19 protein-coding genes are annotated in these 25,476 nt (G+C 60.2%); 5 read left to right on the top strand and 14 right to left on the bottom strand.

Annotation, left to right across the window (positions count from 1 at the left end; genetic code table 11):
• Window positions 1–82: 82 nt before the first annotated feature.
• Together F8N43_RS01790 and F8N43_RS01785 are read left to right on the top strand one after the other, a co-directional pair.
• The gene (locus tag F8N43_RS01790) at window positions 83–928 is read left to right on the top strand and encodes a class I SAM-dependent methyltransferase (RefSeq protein ID WP_224787777.1); all 846 of its coding nucleotides are present in this window, start codon (window positions 83–85) and stop codon (window positions 926–928) included.
• A complete protein-coding gene (locus F8N43_RS01785) occupies window positions 928–1,797 on the top strand; it encodes an alpha/beta fold hydrolase (protein WP_150653095.1) in 870 nt (289 codons plus the stop codon). The genes F8N43_RS01790 and F8N43_RS01785 overlap by 1 nt, the downstream gene beginning before the upstream one ends.
• A 43-nt stretch (window positions 1,798–1,840) precedes the next feature.
• On the opposite strand, the gene F8N43_RS01780 is transcribed toward F8N43_RS01785, so the two are convergent.
• The 6 genes from F8N43_RS01780 to F8N43_RS01755 are packed head-to-tail and all read right to left on the bottom strand — an operon-like array spanning window position 1,841 to window position 7,778.
• Window positions 1,841–3,583 carry an extracellular solute-binding protein gene (locus tag F8N43_RS01780; protein WP_150631122.1) on the bottom strand — a complete coding sequence of 581 codons (1,743 nt, stop codon included), beginning with the start codon at window positions 3,581–3,583 and terminating at the stop codon, window positions 1,841–1,843.
• A 47-nt stretch (window positions 3,584–3,630) separates the two neighbouring features.
• On the bottom strand, window positions 3,631–3,903 hold the full coding sequence (locus F8N43_RS01775) for a DUF2160 domain-containing protein (protein ID WP_150631121.1): 273 nt from the start codon (window positions 3,901–3,903) through the stop codon (window positions 3,631–3,633).
• 11 nt (window positions 3,904–3,914) lie between these two features.
• Complete coding sequence (locus F8N43_RS01770) at window positions 3,915–4,715, bottom strand: carbohydrate ABC transporter permease (RefSeq protein WP_017339615.1); 801 nt, start codon at window positions 4,713–4,715, stop codon at window positions 3,915–3,917.
• A gap of 8 nt (window positions 4,716–4,723) precedes the next feature.
• Window positions 4,724–5,590, bottom strand: a complete 867-nt coding sequence (locus tag F8N43_RS01765) for a carbohydrate ABC transporter permease (RefSeq protein ID WP_008032762.1) — start codon at window positions 5,588–5,590, stop codon at window positions 4,724–4,726.
• Complete coding sequence (locus F8N43_RS01760; RefSeq protein ID WP_150631120.1) at window positions 5,587–6,684, bottom strand: ABC transporter ATP-binding protein; 1,098 nt, start codon at window positions 6,682–6,684, stop codon at window positions 5,587–5,589. Before F8N43_RS01760 ends, F8N43_RS01765 begins: the two co-directional genes overlap by 4 nt.
• A complete protein-coding gene (locus F8N43_RS01755; RefSeq protein WP_150653094.1) occupies window positions 6,684–7,778 on the bottom strand; it encodes an ABC transporter ATP-binding protein in 1,095 nt (364 codons plus the stop codon). The genes F8N43_RS01760 and F8N43_RS01755 overlap by 1 nt, the downstream gene beginning before the upstream one ends.
• Before the next feature lie 388 nt (window positions 7,779–8,166).
• Between F8N43_RS01755 and F8N43_RS01750 the strand changes: the two genes are divergently transcribed.
• The gene (locus F8N43_RS01750) at window positions 8,167–10,014 is read left to right on the top strand and encodes a sigma-54-dependent Fis family transcriptional regulator (protein WP_150638697.1); all 1,848 of its coding nucleotides are present in this window, start codon (window positions 8,167–8,169) and stop codon (window positions 10,012–10,014) included.
• 215 nt (window positions 10,015–10,229) lie between these two features.
• On the opposite strand, the gene cysS is transcribed toward F8N43_RS01750, so the two are convergent.
• Both cysS and F8N43_RS01740 read right to left on the bottom strand, forming a co-directional pair.
• Window positions 10,230–11,612, bottom strand: coding sequence for a cysteine--tRNA ligase (gene cysS / locus F8N43_RS01745; protein WP_084321348.1), 1,383 nt, complete (start codon window positions 11,610–11,612; stop codon window positions 10,230–10,232).
• A 17-nt stretch (window positions 11,613–11,629) separates the two neighbouring features.
• Window positions 11,630–13,330, bottom strand: a complete 1,701-nt coding sequence (locus F8N43_RS01740) for a glutamine--tRNA ligase/YqeY domain fusion protein (protein ID WP_150631116.1) — start codon at window positions 13,328–13,330, stop codon at window positions 11,630–11,632.
• 260 nt (window positions 13,331–13,590) lie between these two features.
• Here F8N43_RS01740 and F8N43_RS01735 point away from each other — a divergent pair, with 260 nt between their 5' ends.
• Entirely contained in the window at window positions 13,591–14,094 is a 504-nt protein-coding gene (locus F8N43_RS01735; RefSeq protein WP_150631115.1) for a peptidylprolyl isomerase, read from the top strand.
• The gene (gene lpxH / locus F8N43_RS01730; protein WP_150638699.1) at window positions 14,091–14,843 is read left to right on the top strand and encodes a UDP-2,3-diacylglucosamine diphosphatase; all 753 of its coding nucleotides are present in this window, start codon (window positions 14,091–14,093) and stop codon (window positions 14,841–14,843) included. Before F8N43_RS01735 ends, lpxH begins: the two co-directional genes overlap by 4 nt.
• A gap of 118 nt (window positions 14,844–14,961) precedes the next feature.
• Here the strand turns inward: lpxH and F8N43_RS01725 are convergent, their stop codons facing one another.
• The 6 genes from F8N43_RS01725 to F8N43_RS01695 form a co-directional block, all read right to left on the bottom strand.
• Window positions 14,962–16,491 carry a DHA2 family efflux MFS transporter permease subunit gene (locus tag F8N43_RS01725; protein WP_150638702.1) on the bottom strand — a complete coding sequence of 510 codons (1,530 nt, stop codon included), beginning with the start codon at window positions 16,489–16,491 and terminating at the stop codon, window positions 14,962–14,964.
• 165 nt (window positions 16,492–16,656) lie between these two features.
• Window positions 16,657–17,859, bottom strand: a complete 1,203-nt coding sequence (locus F8N43_RS01715; protein ID WP_150638704.1) for an efflux RND transporter periplasmic adaptor subunit — start codon at window positions 17,857–17,859, stop codon at window positions 16,657–16,659.
• A 15-nt stretch (window positions 17,860–17,874) separates the two neighbouring features.
• Window positions 17,875–19,344, bottom strand: coding sequence for an efflux transporter outer membrane subunit (locus tag F8N43_RS01710; RefSeq protein WP_150653093.1), 1,470 nt, complete (start codon window positions 19,342–19,344; stop codon window positions 17,875–17,877).
• Window positions 19,341–19,814: a MarR family winged helix-turn-helix transcriptional regulator gene (locus F8N43_RS01705; RefSeq protein WP_150631110.1), complete on the bottom strand. Its 474-nt coding sequence runs from the start codon at window positions 19,812–19,814 to the stop codon at window positions 19,341–19,343. Before F8N43_RS01705 ends, F8N43_RS01710 begins: the two co-directional genes overlap by 4 nt.
• Before the next feature lie 257 nt (window positions 19,815–20,071).
• Window positions 20,072–23,740, bottom strand: coding sequence for a translocation/assembly module TamB domain-containing protein (locus tag F8N43_RS01700; RefSeq protein ID WP_150653092.1), 3,669 nt, complete (start codon window positions 23,738–23,740; stop codon window positions 20,072–20,074).
• Window positions 23,737–25,464 carry an autotransporter assembly complex protein TamA gene (locus tag F8N43_RS01695; protein ID WP_150653091.1) on the bottom strand — a complete coding sequence of 576 codons (1,728 nt, stop codon included), beginning with the start codon at window positions 25,462–25,464 and terminating at the stop codon, window positions 23,737–23,739. The genes F8N43_RS01700 and F8N43_RS01695 overlap by 4 nt, the downstream gene beginning before the upstream one ends.
• Between the last annotated feature and the right edge of the window lie 12 nt (window positions 25,465–25,476).

The raw sequence follows: 25,476 nt of genomic DNA, 5'->3' as shown, positions 1-25,476 counted from the left end.
TCGAGAACACCACCTCGCTCAATCCTTCGCTCAGCACCAGGCATCGCCGGGCGAGCTCGATGGCTTCACCGAACCCTTCGGCATGGGCCTGCATCATGTGTTTGTCTTGCGTGTGAACGGCAATGACTGGGTCGGCCGCAAAGTCCTGCAGCACAGCGAGTCGGTCGGCTGGCACATCAGCAGCGTGCTCAAACCCTGGATGCTGCTTGGACCGCTTGCGCAATGGCATTGGGGCAATCAAGGCCTCGTGATCTATTTTCGCGCGGTGTCTGCGCAGGAAAAGGAAATCGTGTTCCATAACGCACTGGCGCAATCGGACAGCGAAGTGAGTTTTCCGTTTCCTGCCATGGAGGACAGCGGCCGAGAGTGTGTCTGCTCGCCCGAGTACTGGCGATGCAATGAGTCGCTCGCCACACAGCTGAATGCTGACGAACGGCATTTTCGCCAGCATTGCGCAAGCCTGCTCAAATCCCTGTCACCTCCCGGAGCGGTGATCCATGACCCGGCGTGTTCAACGGGCGAGTTCATCGCTCACCTCGCTCGCGAACTTCCGGACCGCCAGTGCGTGGGGTCTGATCGCTCAGCGTCGATGATCGAACACGCCAAAAAGCATCATGGCACTTCATCCGCACGGTTCTACCTGGCCGATGCCCGCCACATCGCAACAACGGGTAGTCAATGTGACGTGATGATCCTGCGTTTCCTCAATGCCGAAGTGATGACGCGCAAGGAGGCGCAGCGAGCGTTCCACGCGATGGTGGCCTGCGTTAAACCAGGAGGCACGATTCTCCTTTTCGGCCATACGCCGGTGCTGATCGCCGTGCCCTATATGGCGCAGGCGCTGAAGCTTGAGCCGGTTTCAAGCGTAGCGGCCCGTCCCGGCCACACGGAACTGTTTCAGTTCTACAGGCTGAGGACACCCGCCTAATGGTGAACAGTGGCTACTTCCCGACCGGCGACGGTCACCAACTCTATTGGGAGCGGCACGGCATACCGGGCGCAGAACCGATATTGTTCCTGCATGGCGGACCGGGTGGCCGCAGTGACAGCCATCATCTCGAGTTCTTCGATGAGCGCTGTTTCGACATCATTCTGTTCGACCAGCGGGGCAGCGGCCGCTCCATTCCCCATGGCGAACTCCAGCACAACAACACCAGGCGTTGCGTCGAAGACATCGAAGCGCTGCGGCAGCATCTGGGCTTCGAAAAAATCAGCCTGCTCGGCGTTTCATGGGGCAGTTGGCTGGCCATTCAATACCAGCAACGCTATCCAGAGGCCGTTCTGAAAACCACGCTGGTTTCGGTGTTCGTGCCGTTTGCGGCCAATGTAAGTGCCTACGATCAAACCTTGAGTGACGGACTGTCGGCCATTACCCATGGGACAGGCGCCGTCAGTGCCAGGGCGATCTACCAGGCCCTGAACAACGGCTGCGCAATCAAGCAGCGTCAGGCGGCCCTCCACTGGTTAAGGGCGACCTTGCAATTGAACGGACAATCGATGCAGCCGAGCGCACTCGAAGACTTCGTTGACGACGAAGCCGTGCGCGCCATCCGCCTGGAAGTGCATTACCACGTAAACCGGTACTTCTTTACACGCGCGGACGAAGCACCTTCCCTTGATGCCCAAACTGAAGTCATCCAAGGCATCAGCGATACCTTCGGCATGGCCAGTGTTCGCTGGCTTCGCCGGCGCCAGTCACTGCGGTGCCGGCTGCTCCATGCCGGGCACAGCGCCTTCGAGCCGGCGATTCTGAAAACCGTGCGCCAGTCATTGAAACGTGAGCGTGTCCGCCAATAGAAACGGCACCCGAAGGTGCCGTTAAATATTGCGGGTCAGCCGTTTACTTACGCGCGTCCGCCCACGATTTCAGCAGCTCGTTGTAGCTCACGGTCTCGCCCTTCGGCTTCTCGTTCGCCAGTTTCGGTTTCGGTGCACCCGGTTGATCGAACCAGTATTGCGCATCGCGCTCGGGGTTCATTTTCGGAGCGCAGGTGGCTTGGGCCTTCGAGCGTTCCAGACGGGACATGATTGCGTCCTGGTCCTTGGCCAGGCCGTCGAGTGCCTGTTGCGGGGTTTTGTCGCCGCTGGCGGCTTCGGCGATGTGGCTCCACCACAATTGCGCCAAACGCGGATAGTCCGGCACGTTGGTCCCGGTCGGGGTCCATTGCACGCGGGCCGGGCTGCGGTAGAACTCGACCAGGCCACCGAGTTTCGGCGCCAGATCGGTCATCGCTTGCGAGTTGATGTCCGATTCGCGAATCGGTGTCAGGCCGACGATGGTTTTCTTCAGCGACACGGTTTTCGACGTCACGAACTGCGCATAGAGCCAGGCTGCCAGTTTCTGCTTCTCAGGCGTGGACTTCATGAACGTCCAGGAACCCACGTCCTGATACCCCAGCTTCATGCCCTCTTCCCAATACGGACCGCGTGGCGAAGGTGCCATGCGCCATTTCGGGGTGCCATCGGCGTTCACCACCGGCAGACCCGGTTTGGTCATGTCAGCCGTGAATGCGGTGTACCAGAAGATTTGCTGGGCGATGTTGCCCTGTGACGGTACCGGGCCGGACTCGGAGAAGGTCATGCCCGCCGCTTCCGGTGGCGCGTAGGCCTTGAGCCAGTCGACGTATTTGGTGGTGGCAAATACCGCCGCCGGGCCGTTGGTGTCGCCGCCGCGAGTCACGCTGGAACCGACCGGGTGGCAATCCTCGACGCGGATACCCCATTCGTCCACCGGCAAACCGTTAGGCAATCCCTTGTCGCCGCCACCCGCCATGGAGAACCAGGCATCGGTGAAGCGCCAGCCCAGGGACGGGTCTTTCTTGCCGTAGTCCATGTGCCCGTAGACCCGCTTGCCGTCGATTTCCTTGACGTCTTCGCTGAAGAACTTGGCGATGTCTTCATAGGCTGACCAGTTCACCGGCACGCCCAACTCGTAACCGTACTTTTCCTTGAACTTGGCTTTAAGGTCCGCACGCTCGAACCAGTCGGCGCGGAACCAATAGAGGTTGGCGAACTGTTGGTCGGGCAGTTGATAGAGCTTGCCGTCGGGTGCGGTGGTGAAGGAAAGGCCGATGAAATCCTTGAGGTCCAGGGTCGGCGAAGTGAAGTTTTTGCCTTCATTGGCCATCAGGTCGGTGATCGATTCCGTCTTGCCGTAGCGGAAGTGCGTACCGATCAGATCCGAATCGTTGACCCAGCCGTCATAGATGCTCTTGTCCGACTGCATCACGGTCTGCAGCTTTTCCACCACGTCGCCTTCTTGCAGCAGGTCGTGGGTCACCTTGATCCCGGTGATCTCGGTAAAGGCCTTGGCCAGCACCTTGGACTCATATTCGTGAGTGGTCAGGGTTTCCGAGACAACCTTGATGTCCATCCCGCGAAACGGCTCGGCGGCCTTGATGAACCACTTCAGCTCCGCGAGCTGCTGATCCGCCGTCAGGGTGGACGGCTTGAACTCGCTGCCGATCCATTTTTTCGCGGCTTCTTCATAGGCATCGGCCCAGGCAGACGCGCTCAAACCGCTGAGTGCCAGCATGGCTGCCAATGAAATGCTATGTCGCAGCTTATTGTTTTTGTCGAACATAGAGACCTCCTTATTGAGTTTCGGAGCAACATTGCCGAGCGATTCGACTAGCCCCAACGCATCACAGCCAACAGCCACACCAGGGACAACGCGGACGCGACCCAGATGCTCCAGTCGGTGACGCCGATTACCAGCAAATGCAGGTAGGCGCTGCCGAGAAGACCGATAAACAGCCGATCACCACGGGTGGTGGCAATCGGCAACAAACCACGCCGAAGAACGCTCGGCGAGCGCAATTCCCACGTCGTCATGCCCACCAGAATCAGGCCAATGACGGTGAAGAACGCTGCAGTGGGGACCGTCCAACTCATCCATTCCATCATTCAGTTCCTCATACCCGGCCGAGGGCAAAGCCCTTGGCCACGTGGTTACGGACAAACCAGATCACCAACATGCCCGGCAGGATGGTCAACACCCCCGCCGCCGCCAGTACGCCCCAGTCGATGCCGGACGCCGAGACCGTCCGCGTCATCACCGCTGCGATCGGCTTGGCGTTGACCGAGGTCAGCGTCCGCGCCAGCAACAGCTCGACCCAGGAAAACATGAAGCAGAAGAACGCCGTCACGCCGATCCCCGAGCCAATCAGCGGGACGAAAATCTTCACGAAGAACTTGGGGAAACTGTAGCCGTCAATGTAGGCGGTTTCGTCGATTTCCTTCGGAACGCCGGACATGAAGCCTTCAAGAATCCACACCGCCAACGGCACGTTAAACAAGCAATGCGCCAACGCTACAGCGATGTGGGTGTCGAACAGGCCGATCGACGAATACAGCTGGAAGAACGGCAACAGAAACACCGCCGGCGGTGCCATGCGGTTGGTCAGCAGCCAGAAGAACAAGTGCTTGTCGCCGAGAAAGCGATACCGCGAGAACGCGTACGCCGCTGGCAACGCCACACTCAGCGAAATCACCGTGTTCAGACTCACGTAATACAGCGAGTTGAGGTAACCGGTGTACCAGGCCGGATCGGTGAAGATCACCTTGTAGTTGGCGAAGGTGAAATCCTGCGGAAACAGCGTCAGGCCGCTGAGGATTTCGGTGTTGCTCTTGAAGGACATGTTCAGCAGCCAGTAGATCGGCACCAGCAGGAACAGGATGTAGATCAGCAGTGGAATCAGCTTTCTCTTGCTCATGATGTGCCTCAGCGGTTGGCGTCAGAGTGAGTCATGGCGGTGTAGAACAGCCAGGACACCAACAGGATGATCAGGAAGTACACCAGCGAGAACGCCGCCGCCGGGCCGAGGTCGAACTGCCCGATGGCCATTTGCGTCAGGGTCTGGCTGAGGAATGTCGTGGCATTCCCCGGTCCGCCGCCCGTGAGCACGAAGGGCTCGGTGTAAATCATGAAACTGTCCATGAACCGCAGCATCACCGCAATCAACAGCACGCTTTTGAGCTTGGGCAACTGGATGTGTCGGAACACCGCCCAGGCCGATGCCCGATCAATCCGTGCGGCCTGGTAGTACACGTCCGGAATCGCCCGCAACCCGGAGAAACACAACAGCGCCACCAGCGACGTCCAGTGCCACACGTCCATCACCAGCACCGTGACCCAGGCGTCCATGGTGTTGGCTGCATAGTTATAGTTGATGCCCATCGCATTAAGGCTCGAACCGAGCAAGCCAATGTCGGCCCGACCGAAAATCTGCCAGATGGTGCCGACCACGTTCCAAGGAATCAGCAGCGGAATCGCCAGAATGATCAACACCAGTGAAGACCAGCGGCCCTTGGTCGGCATGGTCAGGGCGATGGCGATGCCCAGCGGGATTTCGATCAGCAGCACGCAGCCGGAATAGATGAACTGGCGCAACAGCGAGTCGTGCAGCCGTGGGTCGAGCAGCACCTGTTTGTACCAGTCGGCGCCGACGAAGTAGCGACTGGACTGATCGAAAATGTCCTGCACCGAATAGTTGACCACGGTCATCATCGGGATCACCGCACTGAACGCCACCAGCAAAAACACCGGCAACACCAGCCACCAGGCCTTGTTGTTCTGCACCTTGTTCATGGCTGCACCTCCAAGAGGTAATCGTCGGCATAGACCATCAGCCACTGTGCCGGAAAGCTGATGTACGCCGTGCCTTCCGGCACCGGTTTGTCTTCGGCGAGGCGTACTTTCAACGGCACGCCGTCGAGGTTCAGGGTCATGATCTTGTAGGTGCCGAGGTCTTCGACGTGTACGACCTTTGCCTGCATCGCGTCGTCAAACGGTTCGTCCCACACATGCACGAACTCCGGACGGATGCCGACCTTCAGGGTTTTCCATTCGGACTCGGCGATGCGTTGCAGTTGCGCGTCAGACAAGGGTAAGTGCGTCGATGCGAAACCGACGCCACCCGGTTGTGGCTGCACCTCGATCAGGTTCATCCCCGGGCTGCCAATGAAGTAACCGACAAAGGTGTGGCTCGGCCGCTCGAACAATTCCCGTGGTGTGCCGAATTGCACAATCTGCCCGCCGTACATCACCGCAATCTTGTCGGCGAAGGTCGAGGCTTCGAGCTGATCGTGGGTGACGTAGACCATGGTGATGTTGAACTGCTCGTGGATCTGCTTGAGCTTGCGCCGCAGTTTCCACTTCAAGTGCGGGTCGATCACCGTCAGCGGCTCATCGAACAGGATGGCCGAGACGTCATCGCGCACCAGTCCGCGGCCCATCGAGACTTTCTGTTTTTCGTCGGCGGTGAGGTTGCGCGCCTTCTTGCTCAGCAGCGCCTGGAGGTCGAGGACCTCGGCAATTTCCTGCACCTTGCTGTGAATTTTCGCTTCCGCCATGCCCTGATTGCGCAGCGGAAACGCCAGGTTGTCGAACACTGTCATGGTGTCGTAGACCACCGGAAACTGGAAAACCTGGGCGATGTTGCGCTTCTCCGGGGTCAGGTCGTTGACCGCTTTGCCATCGAACAGGACATGGCCCTGGGACGGACTGAGCAACCCGGAAATAATGTTGAGCAAGGTCGACTTGCCGCAACCCGAAGGCCCAAGCAACGCATAGGCACCGCCCTGCTCCCAGATATGGTCCATTTCGCGGATGGCGTAATCCTCGGGACCGGTTGGCGTACGGGTGTAACTGTGGGCGAGGTTCTGCAAACGGATTTCGGCCATCAGGCAACCCTCGCGATACGGCGACCGGGCGCCTGGACCAGCCGCCCCTGCGCATCGAACACAAACAGTTTATGGGTCGGAATGTAGATGCGGATTGGCGCATCGACGTCGTATTCGTGAACCCCGGGCAAGTGCAGCACCAACAGGAAATGCTCGTTGCGCACGTGCAGGAAGGTTTCCGAACCGCTGATTTCGGCGACTTCGACGGTCACCGCCAGTTCCAGGTCATCGTCGTTGCTGGGCACCAGCGAGATATGGCTGGGACGCACGCCGAAGCGAAACTCGCCCTCGCCCACCGGGCGCAAATCGACGTTCAACGGGAAGTGCACGAAATTGGCAAAGCTGACTTCGTTACCGGCAATCCGTCCGGGCATCAGGTTGATCGGCGGCTCGGAGAACAGCTCTGCCGCCAGCACGGTTTGCGGCTGGTGATAGACCTCTGGAGCCTTGCCGCTCTGAATCACCCGGCCTTCGTGAAGAATGGTCGTGGTGCCACCGAGCGCCAGCGCTTCGTTGGGCTCTGTGGTGGCGTAGATAGCGATGGTGTGTCGCGCCTTGAACAGCTCGCGCATTTCCTGACGCAGTTCTTCGCGCAGTTTGTAGTCGAGGTTGACCAGCGGCTCATCAAAGAGGATCAGCTCGGCGTCCTTGACCAATGCGCGGGCCATGGCCGTGCGCTGTTGCTGGCCACCGGAGAGTTCCAGCGGATAGCGCTGCAGAAACTTCTCGATGCGCAGCATCTTCGCGGTTTCCAGCACTTTGCTCTGGATCAGTTCGTTGGAAACACCGCCCTGGCGCAACGGCGAGGCGATGTTCTCGAACACCGTCATGGTCGGGTAATTGATGAACTGCTGATAGACCATCGACACGTTGCGCAAGCGCACCGGGCGTTGAGTGACATCGACGCCGTTCATCAGGATGCGGCCACTGTCGGGCTTGTCCAGGCCCGCCATCAGGCGCATGAGACTGGTTTTGCCGGACAGCGTGCGCCCGAGTAAAACGTTGAAAGATCCGGGTTCAAAACTAAGGCACGCATCATCGATCCAGGTCTGGCCTTCGACGGTGCGGCTGACGTGCTCCAGAGTGAGTGACATGGCTCGGCCTTTTTATTATTGGAGTCAAGCGACTGGAGCAGCAGAGCGAGTTTCATGCCAGAAATTGCAAGCTGTTGATCTGCTTTGAAAATGTTCGGCAAGGAGGGAAAAGCGCTTTCGTTGCTGAACAGAAATGAACAACCGCGACTGAACAATTGAACAGTTCAACGGTTGACAATGAACAATAGTGAACAACACTCTACGGATGCTTTTTGCCTTCCCGGAAGCAAGACCAGCATTGCAAAACCTGTGGGAGCGAGCTTGCTCGCGATAGCGGTGGGTCCGTCGACATCAAAATTGACTGACATAGCGCTATCGCGAGCAAGCTCGCTCCCACAGGGGGAATACCTATAACAACAATAAAAGCGTTATTCAGAGGCTGACAGTAATGGCCGCACCTGCCCCCGTCTTGTCCCACGACGCCATCATCCAGGACTCCTGGTCCCGGTGCCGCGCGTTCGGTCTCGATCATCAGAGCGCCCCGGCGTTCGACCAGCTACCGGCGGCGGACATCGCGCAGTTGCTGGAAAGCCAGCATTCACTGGTGCAGACCACGCATCAGGAAGTCCTGCCCTACTACGAAAACATCCTCAGCAACTCCAATTGCCTGATCATGCTCGCCGACAATCAGGGCCAGGTCCTGACCTCATGGGGCACCCAGCGCTTCATCGAGCCGAACCTGACCCGAGGCTTCAGCGCCGGCGCGAGCTGGGTCGAGCGCTGCAGCGGCACCAATGCGATCGGCACCGCGCTGGCCTGCGAGCAGGCGGTGCACATCGAGCACGATGAACATTTCCTCAAGGCCAACCGCTTCATGACCGGTTCCGCCGCGCCGATTTTCGATGCCGAACGCAAGGTCATCGCGGTGCTGGATGTGTCCAGCGACAGTTACCTGCCGCCGTCCCACACCCTCGGCATGGTCAAGATGATGAGTCAGACCGTGGAAAACCGGCTGATCCTCAACCTCTTCCACGGCCAGCATTTTCAACTGACGTTCAACACCGGGTTGAACAACCTCGACAGCCAATGGGCCGGATTGCTGATTTTCGATGAAACCGGCCAGGTGCTCTCGGCCAACCGCCGCGCCGACAATCTGCTCGGTATCAGCCTGTCCCGGGTGAGCGTCGAGAGCCTGTTCAAGGTCTCGTTGCTCGAACTGCTGAATCAGCCGGATGGCTTGCCCTTCTCCCTCCAGACCTCCGGGCGCAACCGCTTCCAGTGCCTGTTGAAGCGGCCGAAACAGGCACCGATTCAGGCCCGGTTGTTTTCAGAACCCAAGAGCGCCGAAACCGCCGTGACCGCGACCGCCGCGATCAGCCTCAATACGCTGCACTTTGGCGACAGTCGCGTGGAAAAAGCCGTGCGCCAGGCCGAGCGCTTGCTGGAGAAAGACATTCCGCTGTTGATCCATGGCGAAACCGGGGTGGGCAAGGAAGTGTTCGTCAAAGCGTTGCATCAGGCCAGTTCTCGCAGCAAACAACCGTTTATTGCCGTCAACTGTGCCGCGATCCCCGCCGAACTGGTGGAATCCGAGCTGTTTGGCTACGAAAAAGGCGCGTTTACCGGAGCCAATCAAAAAGGCAGCATCGGACTGATTCGCAAAGCGGACAAAGGCACTCTCTTTCTGGATGAAATCGGCGACATGCCACTTCCGACTCAAGCTCGGCTACTGCGGGTTTTGCAGGAACGCTGCGTGCAACCGGTCGGCAGCAGCGAGCTGTTCCCGGTGGACATTCGCATCATCTCGGCGACCAACCGTTCGTTGCGCGAGCAGGTGCAGTTGGGGCGGTTTCGCGAAGACCTTTATTACCGGATCGGCGGCCTGACCCTGGAATTACCGCCGTTGCGCGAACGCAGTGATAAACAGGCGCTGTTCAAACGGTTGTGGGAGCAGCATCGCGAACCGTCGCAGTGGGCAGGCTTGAGTCGGGAGGTGATGGAGTTGTTCGGCCGACATCCCTGGCCTGGGAATTTGCGCCAGGTCAGCAGCGTGATGCAGGTGGCGCTGGCCATGGCCGAGGAACAACCGGTGCGGCCGGAGCATTTGCCAGATGATTTTTTTGTGGATCTGGAGATGGAACCGCTGGACTCACCGGAAAGCCTGGCGGTGGATTTGAATGATGCCGAGGATTTGAATCGGCAGTTGCAGGCGGCTGGGGGGAATATTTCGCATTTGGCGCGACGTCTCGGAGTCAGCCGCAACACCTTATACAAGCGGTTGCGCCAGGCTGAATGACCAGTGAGCCACAGTCTAGGTGTTCGGCGTGAGACCATCGCGGGCAAGCCCGCTCCCACAGGGTTTTGTGTCGTTCACAGCATCGAAATACTCCTCAATAACTGTGGGAGCGGGCTTGCCCGCGATGGCGTCAGCCGAGGCGCCGCTGCACTCGAGATCTCCCCAAAAACAAAAACCCGCACAAGGCGGGTTTTGTTTTGCAGCAATCACAGCAATCAGTCAGCCAGACGCCAGGTCGTGCCGCCCTTGCCATCTTCCAGCACCACGCCCATGGCGGTGAGCTGGTCGCGGATACGATCGGATTCGGCCCAGTCTTTAGCCGCACGAGCCGCCAGACGCGCCGCAATCAGCGCATCGACCTCCGCCGCATCAACTCGCCCTTCAGCACCGGCCTGCAGGAAGTCATCCGCCTCAAGCTGCAACACACCCAGCACACTGGCCAGTTCCTTCAAGCGTGCCGCCAGACCCGCCGCCGCATCAAGATCGCTCTCGCGCAGACGGTTGATCTCGCGCACCATCTCGAACAGCACCGCGCAGGCTTCCGGCGTGCCGAAGTCGTCGTTCATCACCTGGGTGAAGCGCTCGACAAAGGCTTCGCCGCCAGCCGGCGCCACGCTCGGCAGGCCTTTCAACGCGTGGTAGAAACGCTCGAGTGCGCCTTTGGCGTCCTTGAGGTTGTCTTCCGAGTAGTTGATCGCGCTGCGGTAGTGGCTCGACACCAGCAGGTAACGCACGACTTCCGGGTGGTACTTTTCCAGCACGTCGCGAATGGTGAAGAAGTTGTTCAAGGACTTGGACATCTTCTCGCCATTGATGCGAATCATGCCGCAATGCATCCACGCGTTGGCGTAGGTCTTGCCGGTCGCCGCTTCGCTCTGGGCAATTTCGTTTTCGTGGTGCGGAAACTCGAGGTCGCTACCGCCGCCATGAATGTCGAAGGTCTCGCCGAGGCAGCAGGTCGACATCACCGAGCATTCGATGTGCCAGCCCGGACGACCGTCGCCCCACGGCGATGGCCAGCTCGGCTCGCCTGGTTTGGCGCCTTTCCACAGCACGAAGTCCAGCGGGTCCTGCTTGGACTCGTCGACTTCGATGCGCGCGCCGATGCGCAGGTCTTCGATTTTCTTGCGCGAGAGCTTGCCGTAGCCCATGAACTTCGCGACGCGGTAGTACACGTCGCCATTGCCCGGGGCGTAGGCGTAACCCTTGTCAATCAGGGTTTGGATCATGGTCTGCATGCCAGCGATGTGATCGGTGGCCCGCGGTTCCATGTCCGGTTTGAGGATGTTGAGGCGCGCTTCGTCCTCGTGCATCGCGGTGATCATGCGCTCGGTCAGCACGTCGAACGGCTCGCCGTTCTCCTTGGCCCGATTGATGATCTTGTCTTCAATGTCGGTGATGTTGCGCACATACGTCAGGTTATAACCGCTGAAGCGCAACCAACGGGTCACCAGGTCGAACGCGACCATGCTACGGCCGTGGCCAATGTGGCAGTAGTCGTACACGGTCATCCCGCAGACGTACATACGCACATTGTTGCCATCCAGCGGTTTGAAGACTTCTTTGCTCTTGGTGAGCGTGTTGTAGATCGAAAGCACGTTAGAGGTTCCTTGAATCACTGGCCCCACGAATCACGCAAGGTCACGGTACGGTTGAACACCGGATGACCGGGTTTCGAGTCCTTGATATCCGCGCAGAAGTAACCTTCGCGCTCGAACTGGAAACGGTCTTCCGGCTGTGCATTGCCAAGCGAAGGCTCAGCACGACAACCGGTCAGCACTTGCAGCGAGTCAGGGTTGATGTTGTCCAGGAAACTGGCGCTGTCTTCGGCCTTCTCAGGGTTCGGCGAGCGGAACAGACGATCGTACAGACGCACTTCGCACTCGACGCTGGCCGCAGCCGGAACCCAGTGCACTACGCCTTTGACCTTGCGGCCTTCAGGGTTCTTGCCCAGGGTTTCCGGGTCGTACGAGCAACGCAGTTCGACGATGTTGCCATCGGCGTCCTTGATCGCTTCGTCGGCGCGGATCACGTAGCTGCCGCGCAGACGCACTTCGCCGTTCGGCTCCAGGCGCTTGTAGCCCTTCGGTGGCTCTTCCATGAAGTCATCACGGTCGATGTAGATTTCACGGGCAAACGGAAGCTTGCGCACGCCCAGTTCTTCTTTCTGCGGATGACGCGGCAGTTCGAGGTTCTCGACCTGGTCTTCCGGGTAGTTGGTGATCACGACCTTCAACGGACGCAGCACGCACATGGCGCGCGGAGCGTTCGCGTCGAGGTCCTGACGGATGCTGAATTCAAGCATGCCGAAGTCGACCACGCCGTCGGAACGGTTGGTGCCGACCATGTCGCAGAAATTGCGGATCGACGCCGGCGTGTAGCCGCGACGGCGGAAGCCCGACAGCGTGGACATGCGCGGATCGTCCCAGCCGAACACATGCTTTTCATCGACCAGTTGCTTGAGCTTGCGCTTGCTGGTGATGGTGTAGTTCAGGTTCAGACGGCTGAATTCGTACTGGCGTGGGTGCGCCGGCACTGGCAAGGCGTCGAGGAACCATTCGTACAGCGGACGGTGGCTTTCGAATTCCAGGGTGCAGATCGAGTGGGTGATGCCTTCGATGGCGTCCGACTGACCGTGGGTGAAGTCGTAGTTCGGGTAGATGCACCACTTGTCGCCGGTCTGGTGGTGATGCGCGTGACGGATGCGGTACATGATCGGGTCGCGCAGGTTCATGTTCGGCGAGGCCATGTCGATCTTGGCCCGCAGCACGCGTGCGCCGTCCGGGAATTCGCCGGCGCGCATGCGGGCGAACCAGTCGAGGTTTTCTTCCACGGAGCGATCACGGAACGGGCTGTTCTTGCCCGGCTCGGTCAGGCTGCCACGGTATTCCTTGGCCTGCTCCGGGCTCAGGTCATCGACATAGGCCTTGCCAGCCTTGATCAGCTCGACGGCCCAGTCGTGCAACTGGTCGAAATACTGCGAGGCATAGCGCACTTCACCGGACCATTCAAAGCCCAGCCATTTGACGTCGCTTTCGATCGCGTCGATGTATTCCTGGTCTTCCTTGGCCGGGTTGGTGTCGTCGAAACGCAAGTGGGTGACGCCGCCAAATTCCTGGGCCAGACCAAAGTTCACACAGATCGACTTGGCGTGACCGATGTGCAGGTAACCATTGGGCTCAGGCGGGAAACGGGTGACGATCTGCGTGTGCTTACCCGAGTCCAGGTCCGCCTGGATGATCGGGCGCAGGAAATTGACCGGCACGGCAGGGCCGGTCTTGGAATTCGAGGTAGGGTCGACAGTGGGCTTGCTCATAGGATCCTTGAACGTACAAGTGCGCGGCCAGTTGGCCAAATCAAAGCGGCGGTTAAAACAAAGGGGCTTATCATAGCCGATGCCGTCAAGTCGCTGACAGTACAGGCCCGAAAACGGCTGCATTTAATCGGATGCAAATGAAAAACAGCCTCGAAATTCGCGCCCGGCACGCTAAACTGCGCACCTTGGCCGAATCTGGCCGGACCGGTTGAGGGCTGCAGAGCCCCGAAACCCATGAATTCCTTGAAAGAGTACCGATCATGACCCAAGTCAAATTGACCACCAACCACGGCGACATCGTCCTGGAACTGAACGCTGAAAAGGCACCGCTGACCGTTGCCAACTTCATCGAGTACGTCAAAGCCGGTCACTACGAAAACACCGTTTTCCACCGCGTCATCGGTAACTTCATGATCCAGGGCGGCGGTTTCGAGCCAGGCATGAAAGAAAAGAAAGACAAGCGCCCAAGCATCCAGAACGAAGCCGACAACGGCCTGCCGAACGAGAAGTACAGCGTGGCCATGGCTCGTACCATGGAGCCGCATTCGGCGTCCGCCCAGTTCTTCATCAACGTCGCTGACAACAGCTTCCTGAACCACAGCGCCAAGACCACCCAGGGCTGGGGCTACGCGGTATTCGCCAAAGTCGTTGCCGGCACCGACGTTGTCGACAAGATCAAAGGTGTTTCCACCACCTCCAAGTCCGGCCACCAGGACGTGCCAGCAGACGACGTGATCATCGAGAAAGCCGAGATCATTGAGTGATACTGCTGATTTCAGACTTGCATCTGGAAGAGGAGCGCCCGGACATCACCCGGGCGTTTCTGGATTTGCTCGCCGGACGCGCCCGTTCGGCGAGTGCGTTGTACATCCTGGGCGACTTTTTCGAGGCGTGGATTGGCGACGATGCCATGACGCCCTTTCAGCGTTCCATCTGCCAGGCACTGCGCGACCTCAGCGACAGCGGCACGGCGATTTTTCTGATGCACGGCAATCGCGACTTCATGCTCGGCCAGGCCTTTTGCAAGCAGGCCGGCTGTACATTGCTGAAGGACCCGAGTGTCGTGCAGTTCAACGGCGAGCCGGTGCTCTTGATGCACGGCGACAGCCTCTGTACCCGCGACGAGGCTTACATGAAGCTGCGTCGCTACCTGCGCAACCCGATCACCCTGTTCATCCTGCGCCACCTGCCCCTGGGCACTCGCCATAAACTGGCGCGCAAACTGCGCAGTGAAAGCCGTGCGCAAACGCGGATGAAGGCCAATGACATCGTCGATGTCACGCCGGACGAAGTGCCACGGGTCATGCAGGCCTATGGTGTGAAAACCCTGATCCACGGGCACACCCATCGCCCTGCCATCCACAAGTTGCAGATTGGCGAACAAGCGGCCAAACGCATTGTGCTGGGGGACTGGGATCGTCAGGGGTGGGCGTTGCAGGTAGATGAGAGCGGGTTTGCGTTGGCGCCGTTCGACTTCGCCCCGCCGCCACAATTGGCAGCCCCCACTCACTAACCGCCAAACACAAAACCCATTGTGGGAGCGAGCCTGCTCGCGATGGTGTGTCAGTCGACATCAATGTGGCTGACACACCATCGCGAGCAGGCTCGCTCCCACAGGAACTGTGTTTGAGTTAGTGACCGCTGGCCGCTGGCCCCGCCTTCGCCGCGAACGGCGGTTTCGCCAGCCACACCAGCACGATCAACCCCATGAACGCCCACCCCAGCAGCGTGAAGTAATCCACGGTGGAGAGCATGTACGCCTGACTGGTCAGCACATGATCGAGCTGCGCATACGCCGGGTTGCTCGCACCGCCCAGTGCATTCAGGGCCTCGCGGGTCGCCGGTTCGTAGGTGCTGATGCTTTCGCTCATGTAGGCATGATGCTGGTCCGCCCGGCGAATCCAGATCCACGTGGTCAACGACGCCGCAAAACTGCCGCCCAGGGTCCGCAGGAAGGTCGCGAGGCCCGCGCCGTCGGCGATCTGGCTCGGTGGCAAGTCCGACATCAAAATGCTCAAGGTCGGCATGAAGAACAGCGCCACGCCAATGCCCATGAACAATTGCACCAGAGCGATGTGCTGGAAGTCCACCTCGTTGGTAAACCCGGCGCGCATGAAGCAGCTGAGGCCAATCGCCAGGAACGCCAGGCCCGCCAATAGCCGCAGGTCGAACTTGTGCGCGTACTTGCCGACAAATGGCGACATCAGTACCGGCAAAATCCCGATCGGCGCCACCGCCAGCCCGGCCCACGTTGCCGTGTAGCCCATCTGGGTTTGCAGCCATTGCGGCAGGATCAGGTTGATGCCAAAGAACCCGGCGTAACCCAACACCAGCACAATCGTGCCGATGCGGAAGTTGCGATACGCAAACAAGCGCAAGTTGACCACCGGGTGTTTGTCGGTCATTTCCCAGATCACGAAGACCGCCAGCGCAATCGCGGAAATGGCCGCGCCGATGAGGATGAAGTTCGACTCGAACCAGTCGAGGTCGTTGCCCTTGTCGAGGATCACCTGCAACGCGCCGACACCGATGATCAGCGTGATCAGACCGACGTAATCCATCGGCTGATAACTGGTCACCACCGGCCGCGCCTTGAGCTGCGAACGCACGACCATGACCGCGAAAACCCCGATCGGCACGTTGATGAAAAAGATCCACGGCCAGCTGTAGCTGTCGGTGATCCAGCCACCCAGAATCGGCCCGGCAATCGGCGCCACCACCGTGACCATCGCCAGCAACGCCAGGGCCATGCCGCGCTTCGCCGGCGGATAGACCGCGATCAGCAGCGTCTGGGTCATCGGGTACAACGGCCCGGCCACCAGGCCTTGCAACACCCGAAAGCCGATCAGCTCCGGCATCGAGGTGGAAATACCGCAGAGAAACGAGGCCAGCACGAACAGAATCGTCGCCCAGAGAAACAGCTTCACTTCACCAAACCGTCGGCTCAGCCAACCGGTCAGCGGCAGCGCGATGGCGTTGCTCACCGCAAACGAGGTGATCACCCAGGTGCCCTGCTCCGAACTCACGCCCAGGTTGCCGGAAATCGTCGGCAATGCCACGTTGGCGATGGTGGTGTCGAGCACTTGCATGAAGGTCGCCAGCGACAGGCCGATGGTGCTGAGCAGCAGGCTGGGCGGGGTGAAAGACGCGTTATTGCTCATCGCGAATCCTTTGAAACCTGATGGGTGCTGCGCCCCTTAAAGACGCAGCCGGACCCTGTGGGAGCGGGCTTGCCCGCGATAGCGGATTCACATTCGACATGTGCGTTGAATGTTGCGCCGTCATCGCGGGCAAGCCCGCTCCCACAGGGTCGGTGTCATGGCGAATCAACGCTGCACGGTTTTGCTGACCGCTGCGCTGTTGTCGTGGATCAACTGCGTGATCATGGCGTCGGCCTCGGCCAACTGACGGTCGTAGACGTTGGTGCTGAACGACGCCTTCTGCGGCGGCTGTTGCGCCAGCACCGGGCCGCTCTGGTCGCGCAGGTTCACATCGACCTGAGTCGACAGGCCGACACGCAACGGGTGCTTGGCCAGTTCTTCGGCGTTGATGTGAATCCGCACCGGTACCCGCTGCACGATCTTGATCCAGTTACCGGTGGCGTTCTGCGCCGGCAGCAGGGCAAACGCACTGCCGGTGCCCGCACCGAGGCTGTCGATGGTGCCGCTGAATTTCACGTCACTGCCGTACAGGTCGGCCTGAATGTCCACCGGTTGGCCGATGCGCATGTCACGCAACTGGGTTTCCTTGAAGTTGGCGTCGATCCATAGCTGATCCAACGGAATCACCGCCATCAGCGCGGTGCCCGGCTGGACCCGTTGACCGAGTTGTACCGAGCGCTTGGCGACGTAACCGGTCACCGGTGCAATCAAGGTGCTGCGCGAGTTATTCAGGTACGCCTGGCGCAATTGCGCGGCGGCCGACATCACGTCAGGGTGCGACGACACCACGGTGTCATCCACCAGGGCGCTGGTGGTTTTCAGTTGCTGTTTCGCATTGGCCAGAGCGTTTTGCGCCGAGGTCAGGTCATCGCGAGCGTGGGACAGTTCTTCCTGGGAAATCGCCCCGCCAGCGGCGAGATTTTTCCGCCGGTTGAAGTTGTCCTGAGCTTTCTGCACTTCGGCCTGCTGGGCGTTGACCTGGGCTTTCATGCCGTCGACGTTGCTGTACAAACCACGTACCTGGCGCACGGTGCGGGCCAGATTGGCCTGGGCACTTTGCAGACCGACCTGTGCGTCGTTCGGGTCGAAGTTGATCAGCACCTGGCCTTCATGGACCAGGTCGCCATCGTCGGCGCCGATGCTGACCACGGTGCCGGTGACCAGCGGGGTGATTTCCACCACGTTGCCGTTCACATAGGCGTCGTCGGTGCTCTCATTCCAACGCCCGTAGAATTCGTGATAACCCCAGACGCCGATGCCGGCAAGAATCACCACGATGGCCAGAACAACCAACATGACCTTGCGTTTGCGCGGGTTGCTGGTATCGGGAGTGTTGTCCGGGGTTAGTGTGTTTTCTGCAGTGGCCATGACCATTACCTTGAATTAGTTGTGCTGCGTGGCTGGGGTTGCGTTGGCCGCGGTCAGGGTTTCGCCCTGAAAACCGCCGCCCAGCGCTTGCATCAGTTGGATCGACAGGTCGATCTGCTCGGCATTCAGGTTGGCCAGCTGACGCTGGGCCTGGAGCAATTGCTGCTCGATGCTGAGCACGTCCAGGTAGTTACCGATGCCGGAACCGTACCGCTGGACCACAGTGTTGTAAGAATCCTGGGCAATGTCGGTGGCGTGTTGCTGAGCGCCGATCTGCCGGCCGATATCGCGCAGCTGGTTAATGGTGTCGCTGACATCGCCGAGGGCTTTCACCAGGCTTTTGTTGTACTGCGCCACGGCGAGGTCGTAATCGGCGTCGCGGGCATCGAGGTCGGCGCGCAGGCGGCCGCCGTCGAAAATCGGCACAGAGATCGTCGGTGCGATGTTGAAGAAACGACTGGCCGAACCAAACATCGCGTCGCCCAACAATGATTCGGCACCGGCTGCGGCGCTGAGGTTGAGGTTGGGATAGAACCGGGTCTTGCCGGCGTCGATGTTCTTGCTCGCCGCCTCGACCCGCCAGCGCGCGGCCACCAGATCGGGGCGACGACCGAGCAATTCGGCGGGCAGGACCGACGGTAACGCGACAGCGCTAGCCTGAAGGATCTTCGGCCGGGCGATGTCGTTGCCGCGATCCGGGCCTTTGCCGAGCAACACCGCCAGAGCGATTTTCGCGCTTTGCAGGCGTTTTTCGGCGTCGATCAGGCTGGCTTCGGACGTGGCTTCGAGACTTTCGGTGTGCTGGTACTGGTATTGGCTGTCGATGCCGGAGCTCAGGCGACGCTGGCTCAAGTCGAGCATTTGCTTTGTACGCTTGAGGTCTTCCTGGGCCAGGTCGTGAACGATATGCGCCTGTCCCAGATCGCTGTAAGCGCGGGCAACGTCGGCGGACAAGGTCAATTGCGCCGCTTGCTGGTCGACTTCGGCTGCCCGGGCCTGACCCAACGCGGCCTCCCAGGCGTCACGCTGACCGCCCCAAAGGTCGAAGTTGTAATTGAAACTGGCGCCGATGTTGCGCACGGTGGAGTAGGCATCGCCCTCACCCCTCGGGTCTTGATCCCGGGCCAGACGCGAACGGCTGACGCCGGCGCTGGCATCCAGGGTCGGCATCCGCGCAGCATCGGCGGCATAGGCGGCGGCGCTGGCCTGATGGGCGCGGGCGTCGGCGATCTGCATGTCGGGGCTGTCGTGCAACGCTTCGCGAATCAGACCGTCGAGCTGTGGGTCGCCGAGGCTTTTCCACCAGTCGCTTTTCGGCCAGGCCGCGGGCGACAGGGTCACGCCGCTGAGGGATTGCCCGGCCTTGAGGGTTTTCGCATCCAGGCTTTTGCCTTCGGTGGTCAGGCCGCTGTAGCTGGCACAACCGGCCAGGGTCATAGCCGCGAGCACCAGGCTCAGACCGGCACGCAGAGTTTTGCTGCTCATTTGTCACCTACCCGCAGCAGCGTGATCGAGTCACCGGCTGCCAGCAAAATTTTCTTCAGGATCTGTTCCAGGGATTTCAGCTCTTCGGGAGTGATGGCGCCGGCCAGTTCGTTCATGGCGTCGGCGCCGATTTCCGGCAGGCGGTCGGTCAACTGCTGGCCTTGCTCAGTTAGCACAAGCTGCACCTGACGGCGATCCGCTTCCGAGCGTTGGCGGGCGAGGAAACCTTTCTGTTCCAGACGATCAAGCATGCGGGTCATCGAACCACTGTCGAGCGACAGGTGGCGGCACAGCTCGGCCGGGGTATCAACACCGAACTGAGCCATGATGATCAGCACTTTGAACTGCGCGGCGGTGATGCCGTGGGGTTCCATGTGCGTGTCGATGATCCGGTCCTTGAGCAGCGCAGCGCGCCCGAGCAGGAGGCCGAGATGGCAGTTCTTGAATTCGTCCGGGGTGAAATGTTTCATCTGACCACCAATTAGCTGCCTAGGCAGAGAATGTATGTCGAGATGTTACTGCCTAGGCAGCGAATGTCAACGTAATAGTTAGGTTGCTTTGTATTTAGCGGATAAATGGCAGGAGTTTTGTGGTGAGCACCCCGACGCCATCGCGGGCAAGTCGAATCGTCGCACCGCCGCTCCCACAGGTTCAGTGTGATCCCTGTGGGAGCGGCGGTGCGACTTGCCCGCGATGGAAGCGACTCGGTCTTTTGGAGGAACGGGAACTAAAAATCCCGCTTGTAGAAGATATCCAGCGAACTGGCCACGCCACCCGCCGCTTCGAGGTAGACCTTCTTGCTCAGCTTGTAGCGCAAGGCAATGGTGTTGGCCGGTTCAAACACACCCACGCCATAACGCAGACTGAGCTTCTCGGAGATATTGCCGCTGGCAACCACGCTGGTCGTATTGCCGCTGCCTTCGGTATCGAGCTGGAAATCCTGAATCCCCAGATCGCTGGCCAGTTTGCCGGTCACCCCGGAACTGCCCATCAAACCCAGACCGAGCGCGGCCTGCGCCAGCATGTTGTTGTCTTCACCGGTGGTACTCAGCGGACGCCCCAGCACCAGATAGGACAAGGCCTGTTCCTGACTCATCGCCGGCTCGGAGAAAATCTGCGTGGTCGGCTGCTCGGCGCTGCCGCTCAGGCGAATACCGGCGATGACGTCGTCAGTCTGGCGAATCGCCTCGATGTCCAGATACGGCTGATCGATCGGGCCGGCAAACAGCAAGCGCGCCCGACGCACCGTCAACCGCTGGCCATAGGCCCGGTAACGCCCGTCGTTGAGCCACAGCTCGCCACGGGTGTCCATGTTGTCGCCGATGTGCACGTGCCCTTGCAGGTTGGCGGTCAGGCCAAACCCGGCGAAGCTGAGTTTGTCCTCGCCGACCGCCACATCGATGTCCATTTTCATCGCCAGCGGCGGTTTGCCCTCTTCGGTTTGCTGGCCGATGATCACCGTGTCATCGGACACTTTGACCGTCGACGGCGGCAACTCGCGTACGGTGATTTCGCCCCGTGGTACCAACACTTTGCCGGCGATGGCCAGCTCGTCGCCCTTCATCGAAATCTTCAAGTCCGGTGCGACTTCGAGCTTGGCGTACGGTTCGACGGTGACCGGCAACTGCGTACCTTTGAGCGCCAGGTCCACCACCAGCGCCTGGCCCCAGGCGATATTGCCGTTCAGGCTGCCCTGCCCGTTCTTGCCGCTTTTCCAGCCGCCGTTCAACTGCACCGTTTCACCGGCGATCAGCGCTTGAAGCTGCAACGCCTCAAGGTCCATCGGCAGCTCAGGCCCGGAAATCTCGCCGTCGCTGAGCAGCAGGTTGCCATTTACCAGAGGCGCCATCAGCGTGCCTGCAATCGTGCCGCTGCCATTCAGGCGTCCGGTGAGTTTCTCGACCATCGGCACAAACGGTCGCGCCACGGACAAGTCGAGTCCATTGAGACGGAACGCGCCGCTCAGTGGTTTGTTCTTCGGCAACGGGTTGATTTGCGCCTGCACACTCAACTCACCCAGTTTGCCGCCGACGAAGTTGAGGTCGGTGTCGATGCGCTTGGGCGTGAGTTTGCTGGTGAGTTTCAGGGTCTGGTACGGGAAGTCCAGCCACTGATCCTTGTCCTTTATGCGCAAGGTGCCACCGCTGGCATCGAGGCTGATCTGGCCGTTCGGACCGCTGGCGGGCAGGTCCAGTTGCAGGTCGGCGTTGAGGCGGCCCTTCCAGGCGAAGTCCTTTGGCAACCACTGCGCCAGGCTGTCGATCGGGAATTGCTTGAGGTGGTATCGCAGCTTCGGCTCTGGCATCAGGCGCTGGTCTTCGCCGCACAGACTGGCCGGGCCGGACATCCAGCAATGGGCGCCGAAGTTGATTTGGCCATCCGCCAGCCGTTCGAGTTTCGCCGGGCTTTGCAGTTTCCAGTCCTGGCCGCCGGCCTGGATATCGCCACTGGCCAGACGCCCCCGCCAGTTGCCTTTATCCAGATTGCCATCGAGGCCGAGGGCCAGCTTCAGTTGCGGGCCCTGCAGATCGAGCGCCAGTTTCTGGTTTTTGATATCGCCCTGACCGCTGGCCGTTAGTGTCCCCAGCGAGGTGTCGCCGGCCTGAATGCCGCTGCCCTTGAAGTCGATTTTCGCCCGTTGCGCGCTGTCGAGGGTGGCGTCGAGGTTGAGGCTTTGCAGGCGATTGTCCTGGAACGCCAGTTGCGTGCCTTGCAGCCCGAGCTTGCCTTGCGGCGCCTTGAGCGTGCCGGCGACATCGACGCGGCCGTTGAGTTGACCACGCAGTTGCGGCCAGAGCTGGGCCAGGCGCGACAGCTTGATGTCGATCTGGCCGGCGAGTTTCTGTTGCTGGCTGCCCTTGCCGGTGATGCTGTTGTCACCGAGGCGGATTTGCAGCGCGCTGAGGTTCCATTGCTCGCCGCTGCCATCGGCCTTGGCTTGCAGAACCGCCGGTTGCCCACGCAGCTTGCCCTTCAAATCGAGGTCCGCATTCAGGCTGAGCCGTTCATTCTTCATCTCGCCTTTGCTGCGCAACGGTCCGGCCAGGGTGCCCGGCAACTCCGCGACCCAATACGCCGGGTTGATCGCCGAGAGGTCGAGCGCGGTGTCCCAGGCAATGCCATCGGCAAATTGCAGGTTCAGGTGCCCTTGGGCCTTGCCCTGCCCGGCTTCGAGCTGGATTTGTTGCAGGTAGATTTTTGTCAGGTCGCCGGCGAACGGGCTGCTCAGGCTGAACGCCCCGGCCGGGCCATCCAGCGCGGCTTTGAAGTTGCCGAGGTATTGGCCGTCGGTGTAGGAGACTTCGCCGTTGAAGCTGCGCAACGCCACTTCAGGTTCGTCGATCAGCGGATAGAGCCGGTGCCAGGGGAAGTCCAGCCAGTCGATTTTCGCTGTGGCGTTCAGGCCTTTGCTCCAGTCCAGAACGCCAGAGAGCTTGAGGCTTTGTTTGTCGTTGGCGGTCAGGTCCAGTGCGGCGATCTGCGCGCCGTTGGCGTCGACCTTGCCTTGCAGCATCAGTGCAACCGGGCCTTGCTCGGCGGGCAGCGTGGCGTTGCCACGCAACTGGTAGCCGTTTTTCAGATCGCCGTCGCCGCTGAGTTCTAGCTGATTGAGTTGCAGGGTGTCCGGCAGGTCAGCGCTGGGTTTGAAGCCGTCGGCGGTGATCCGCACCTTGGCCGGCAGGTTGTCCACCAGCGGCTGCAACTCGCCGGTCAGTTGGCCGTTCAGGTAACCGCTGCTGTCGGCGGTGAGCTTCAAGGTTTTCAGCAGGTCGCCGTCGATTTTCAGCGCCAGCGCCCAAGGCTCGGGGGCCGGTAACGTCAGTTTGCCCTCGGCTTTAAGCGGCCAGTTGCCGCTGGGTTGCAGCAGGCCGGACAGGTTCAGGCTCAGTTCGTCACGTTGCAGTTGCACGGAATCGATCTGCAAACCTTGCGCGGTCCAATGTGCCGCCAGTTGCAGGCCTTTGAGTTCTTCGCTGCCGTTGAACAGCAGGCTACCGACCTGCACATCGCCCAGCTCGATGGCCAGTGGCAACTTCAGGTCCGGCAATGTAATCGGTCCGCTGCTTTCTTCTTCGGGGCCCGGCGGGAATTGCAGGCTGACCTGATCGGCCTTCAACTGTTCGATGCATAGGGTCATGCGCGTCAGGCACAACGGAGACCAGGCGAAAATCGCTTTGCTCAGCTCAACCCGGCTGGTGCCTTGCTGCCAGACCAAATGGTCGGCGCTCCACTGCCCGCCCAGTCGTCCCTGGAAATTCTCGACGGTCAAACCCGGCACAAAGCCGAGCGCCCAACGGCTGCCCGTCGCCGTGCCCAGCACCGTGGTCACGGTCAGCAGCACCAGCATCAGCAGCGCGAGAATCGCCAGCAGCGTTACTTTCAAACCACGCTTCACAGCTCAGGCCCCATGGAAAAGTGCAGTCGAATGCCGCCGTCATCGTCCAGCGCGTGGGCCAGGTCGAGGCGAATCGGCCCCACCGGTGACACCCAGCGCACGCCGATACCCACGCCGGTCTTGAGGTCGGGCAGTTCGAGTTTGTTGAAGGAGTTGCCCTGGTCGACAAACGTCGCAACCCGCCATTTTTCGGCGATGGAATACTGATACTCGACGCTGCCGGCAATCATGTAGCGGCCACCGATGCGGTCGCCGTCGGAGTTTTCCGGGGACAGGCTCTGGTAGTCGTAACCGCGCACGCTCTGATCGCCGCCGGCGAAGAAACGAAGCGACGGTGGCACCGATTTGTAGCCATTGGTGGCGCTTCCGCCCACCTGCACCCGGCCGAGGAAGCGGTGTTTATCAAAGACCGTAGTCAGGCCTTTGACCAGCGCCGTGCCGTAAAGCAGGTTGGTGTCGGAGCCCAAGCCTTCCTTGGCGACTTTGCTTTCGAATTGCAAGCGATAACCGTTGTGCGGGTCGATGCGGTTGTCGCTTTTCAGGTAGGAATAGCTGACGCCGGGCATCAGCAGATTGCTAAGCCCCGAATCATCGCCGAGTCGATATTCTTCGCGCTGCCATTTCAGCGACACCACCCGCTGCCAGCCGCTGGGCAACTTGCTGTGCCATTCGGGGCCGAGGGTCAGCAGCTTGCTCAGGCTGTCCTTATCGGCAATTTCTTCGCTCTGATAACCACCGGCGAAGCGCAGTTTGTCGGTCAGCGGCGGGTCTAGTGGAATGTCGTAGAACAGCCCGACGTTTTGGCGTGGTGCCGAGACTTCGGTTTCCCAGCCATAGCTGTGGCCTTGAGGGTTAACCCAGTGCCGGGTCCAGTTGGCCTTGACCCGTGGGCCGACGTCGGTGGAAAAACCCAGACCGAGGCCCATGGTCCGTGGCTTGCGGGTTTGGAGTTTGACGTCCACCGGGATCACATCGTTCCTGGACGCCGTCGGCGCGGCGTCGACGCGCACGCCTTCGAAATAGCCGCTCGATTGCAGGTTCTGATTGAGTTCGGCGATCAGTTCGGAGTCATACGGCGCGCCGGCCTTGAACGGCACCATGCGTTGCAGCAGTTCTTCGTCGAACGGCGTATCGCCCTCGAAACTGACCTTGCCGAGGGCATAACGCGGGCCGCTTTCATAGATCAGTTCGATGTCGGCAACGCCCGCTCGCGGGTCGACCGACAGCTTCTGCCGAGTGAAGTAGCCACTGAAAAAACCGAAACGCGAAGCCTGGTTCTGGATCAGCCGCTTGGCGTCTTCGTAGCGGCCATGATTGAGCACCGCACCGGTTTTCAGCGCGGCGCTTTTCGGCACACGAAAGGCTTTGAGGGAGGCCGCAGGACCGTCGATACGGATAGTGACATTGCGCAAATGCACAGGCTCGCCCGGATCGATGTTCATGACCAGGCGCGGAGTCTTGCCGCCCTTCACGTCCGTGTCGATCTGTGGCTGGTAATAACCCAAGGCCTGGGCGGCCTTGCGCGCCTGTTCTTCGGCGCCACGACTGAAGCGCAACAAGGCTTCTTCGTCACGATCGCCGAGGCTGCCGATATAGCCCTCTATATTGGCCTTCAGTTCATCGTTGGACGGTTTGATCCGCACATCCAATTCACTTTGCGCCAGCGCCGCGCAGCTGGTGATCAGCATCAGCACGCCGCTGGTAATTCTTCCTGGAAACTTCATAGGCGCGGATGC

Source organism: Pseudomonas fluorescens (assembly GCF_902498065.1).
In the GTDB taxonomy this organism is placed as follows: domain Bacteria; phylum Pseudomonadota; class Gammaproteobacteria; order Pseudomonadales; family Pseudomonadaceae; genus Aquipseudomonas; species Aquipseudomonas fluorescens_BJ.
The sequence above is the reverse complement of the archived record's forward strand: the minus strand, read 5'-3'. Positions and strand labels throughout refer to the sequence as shown.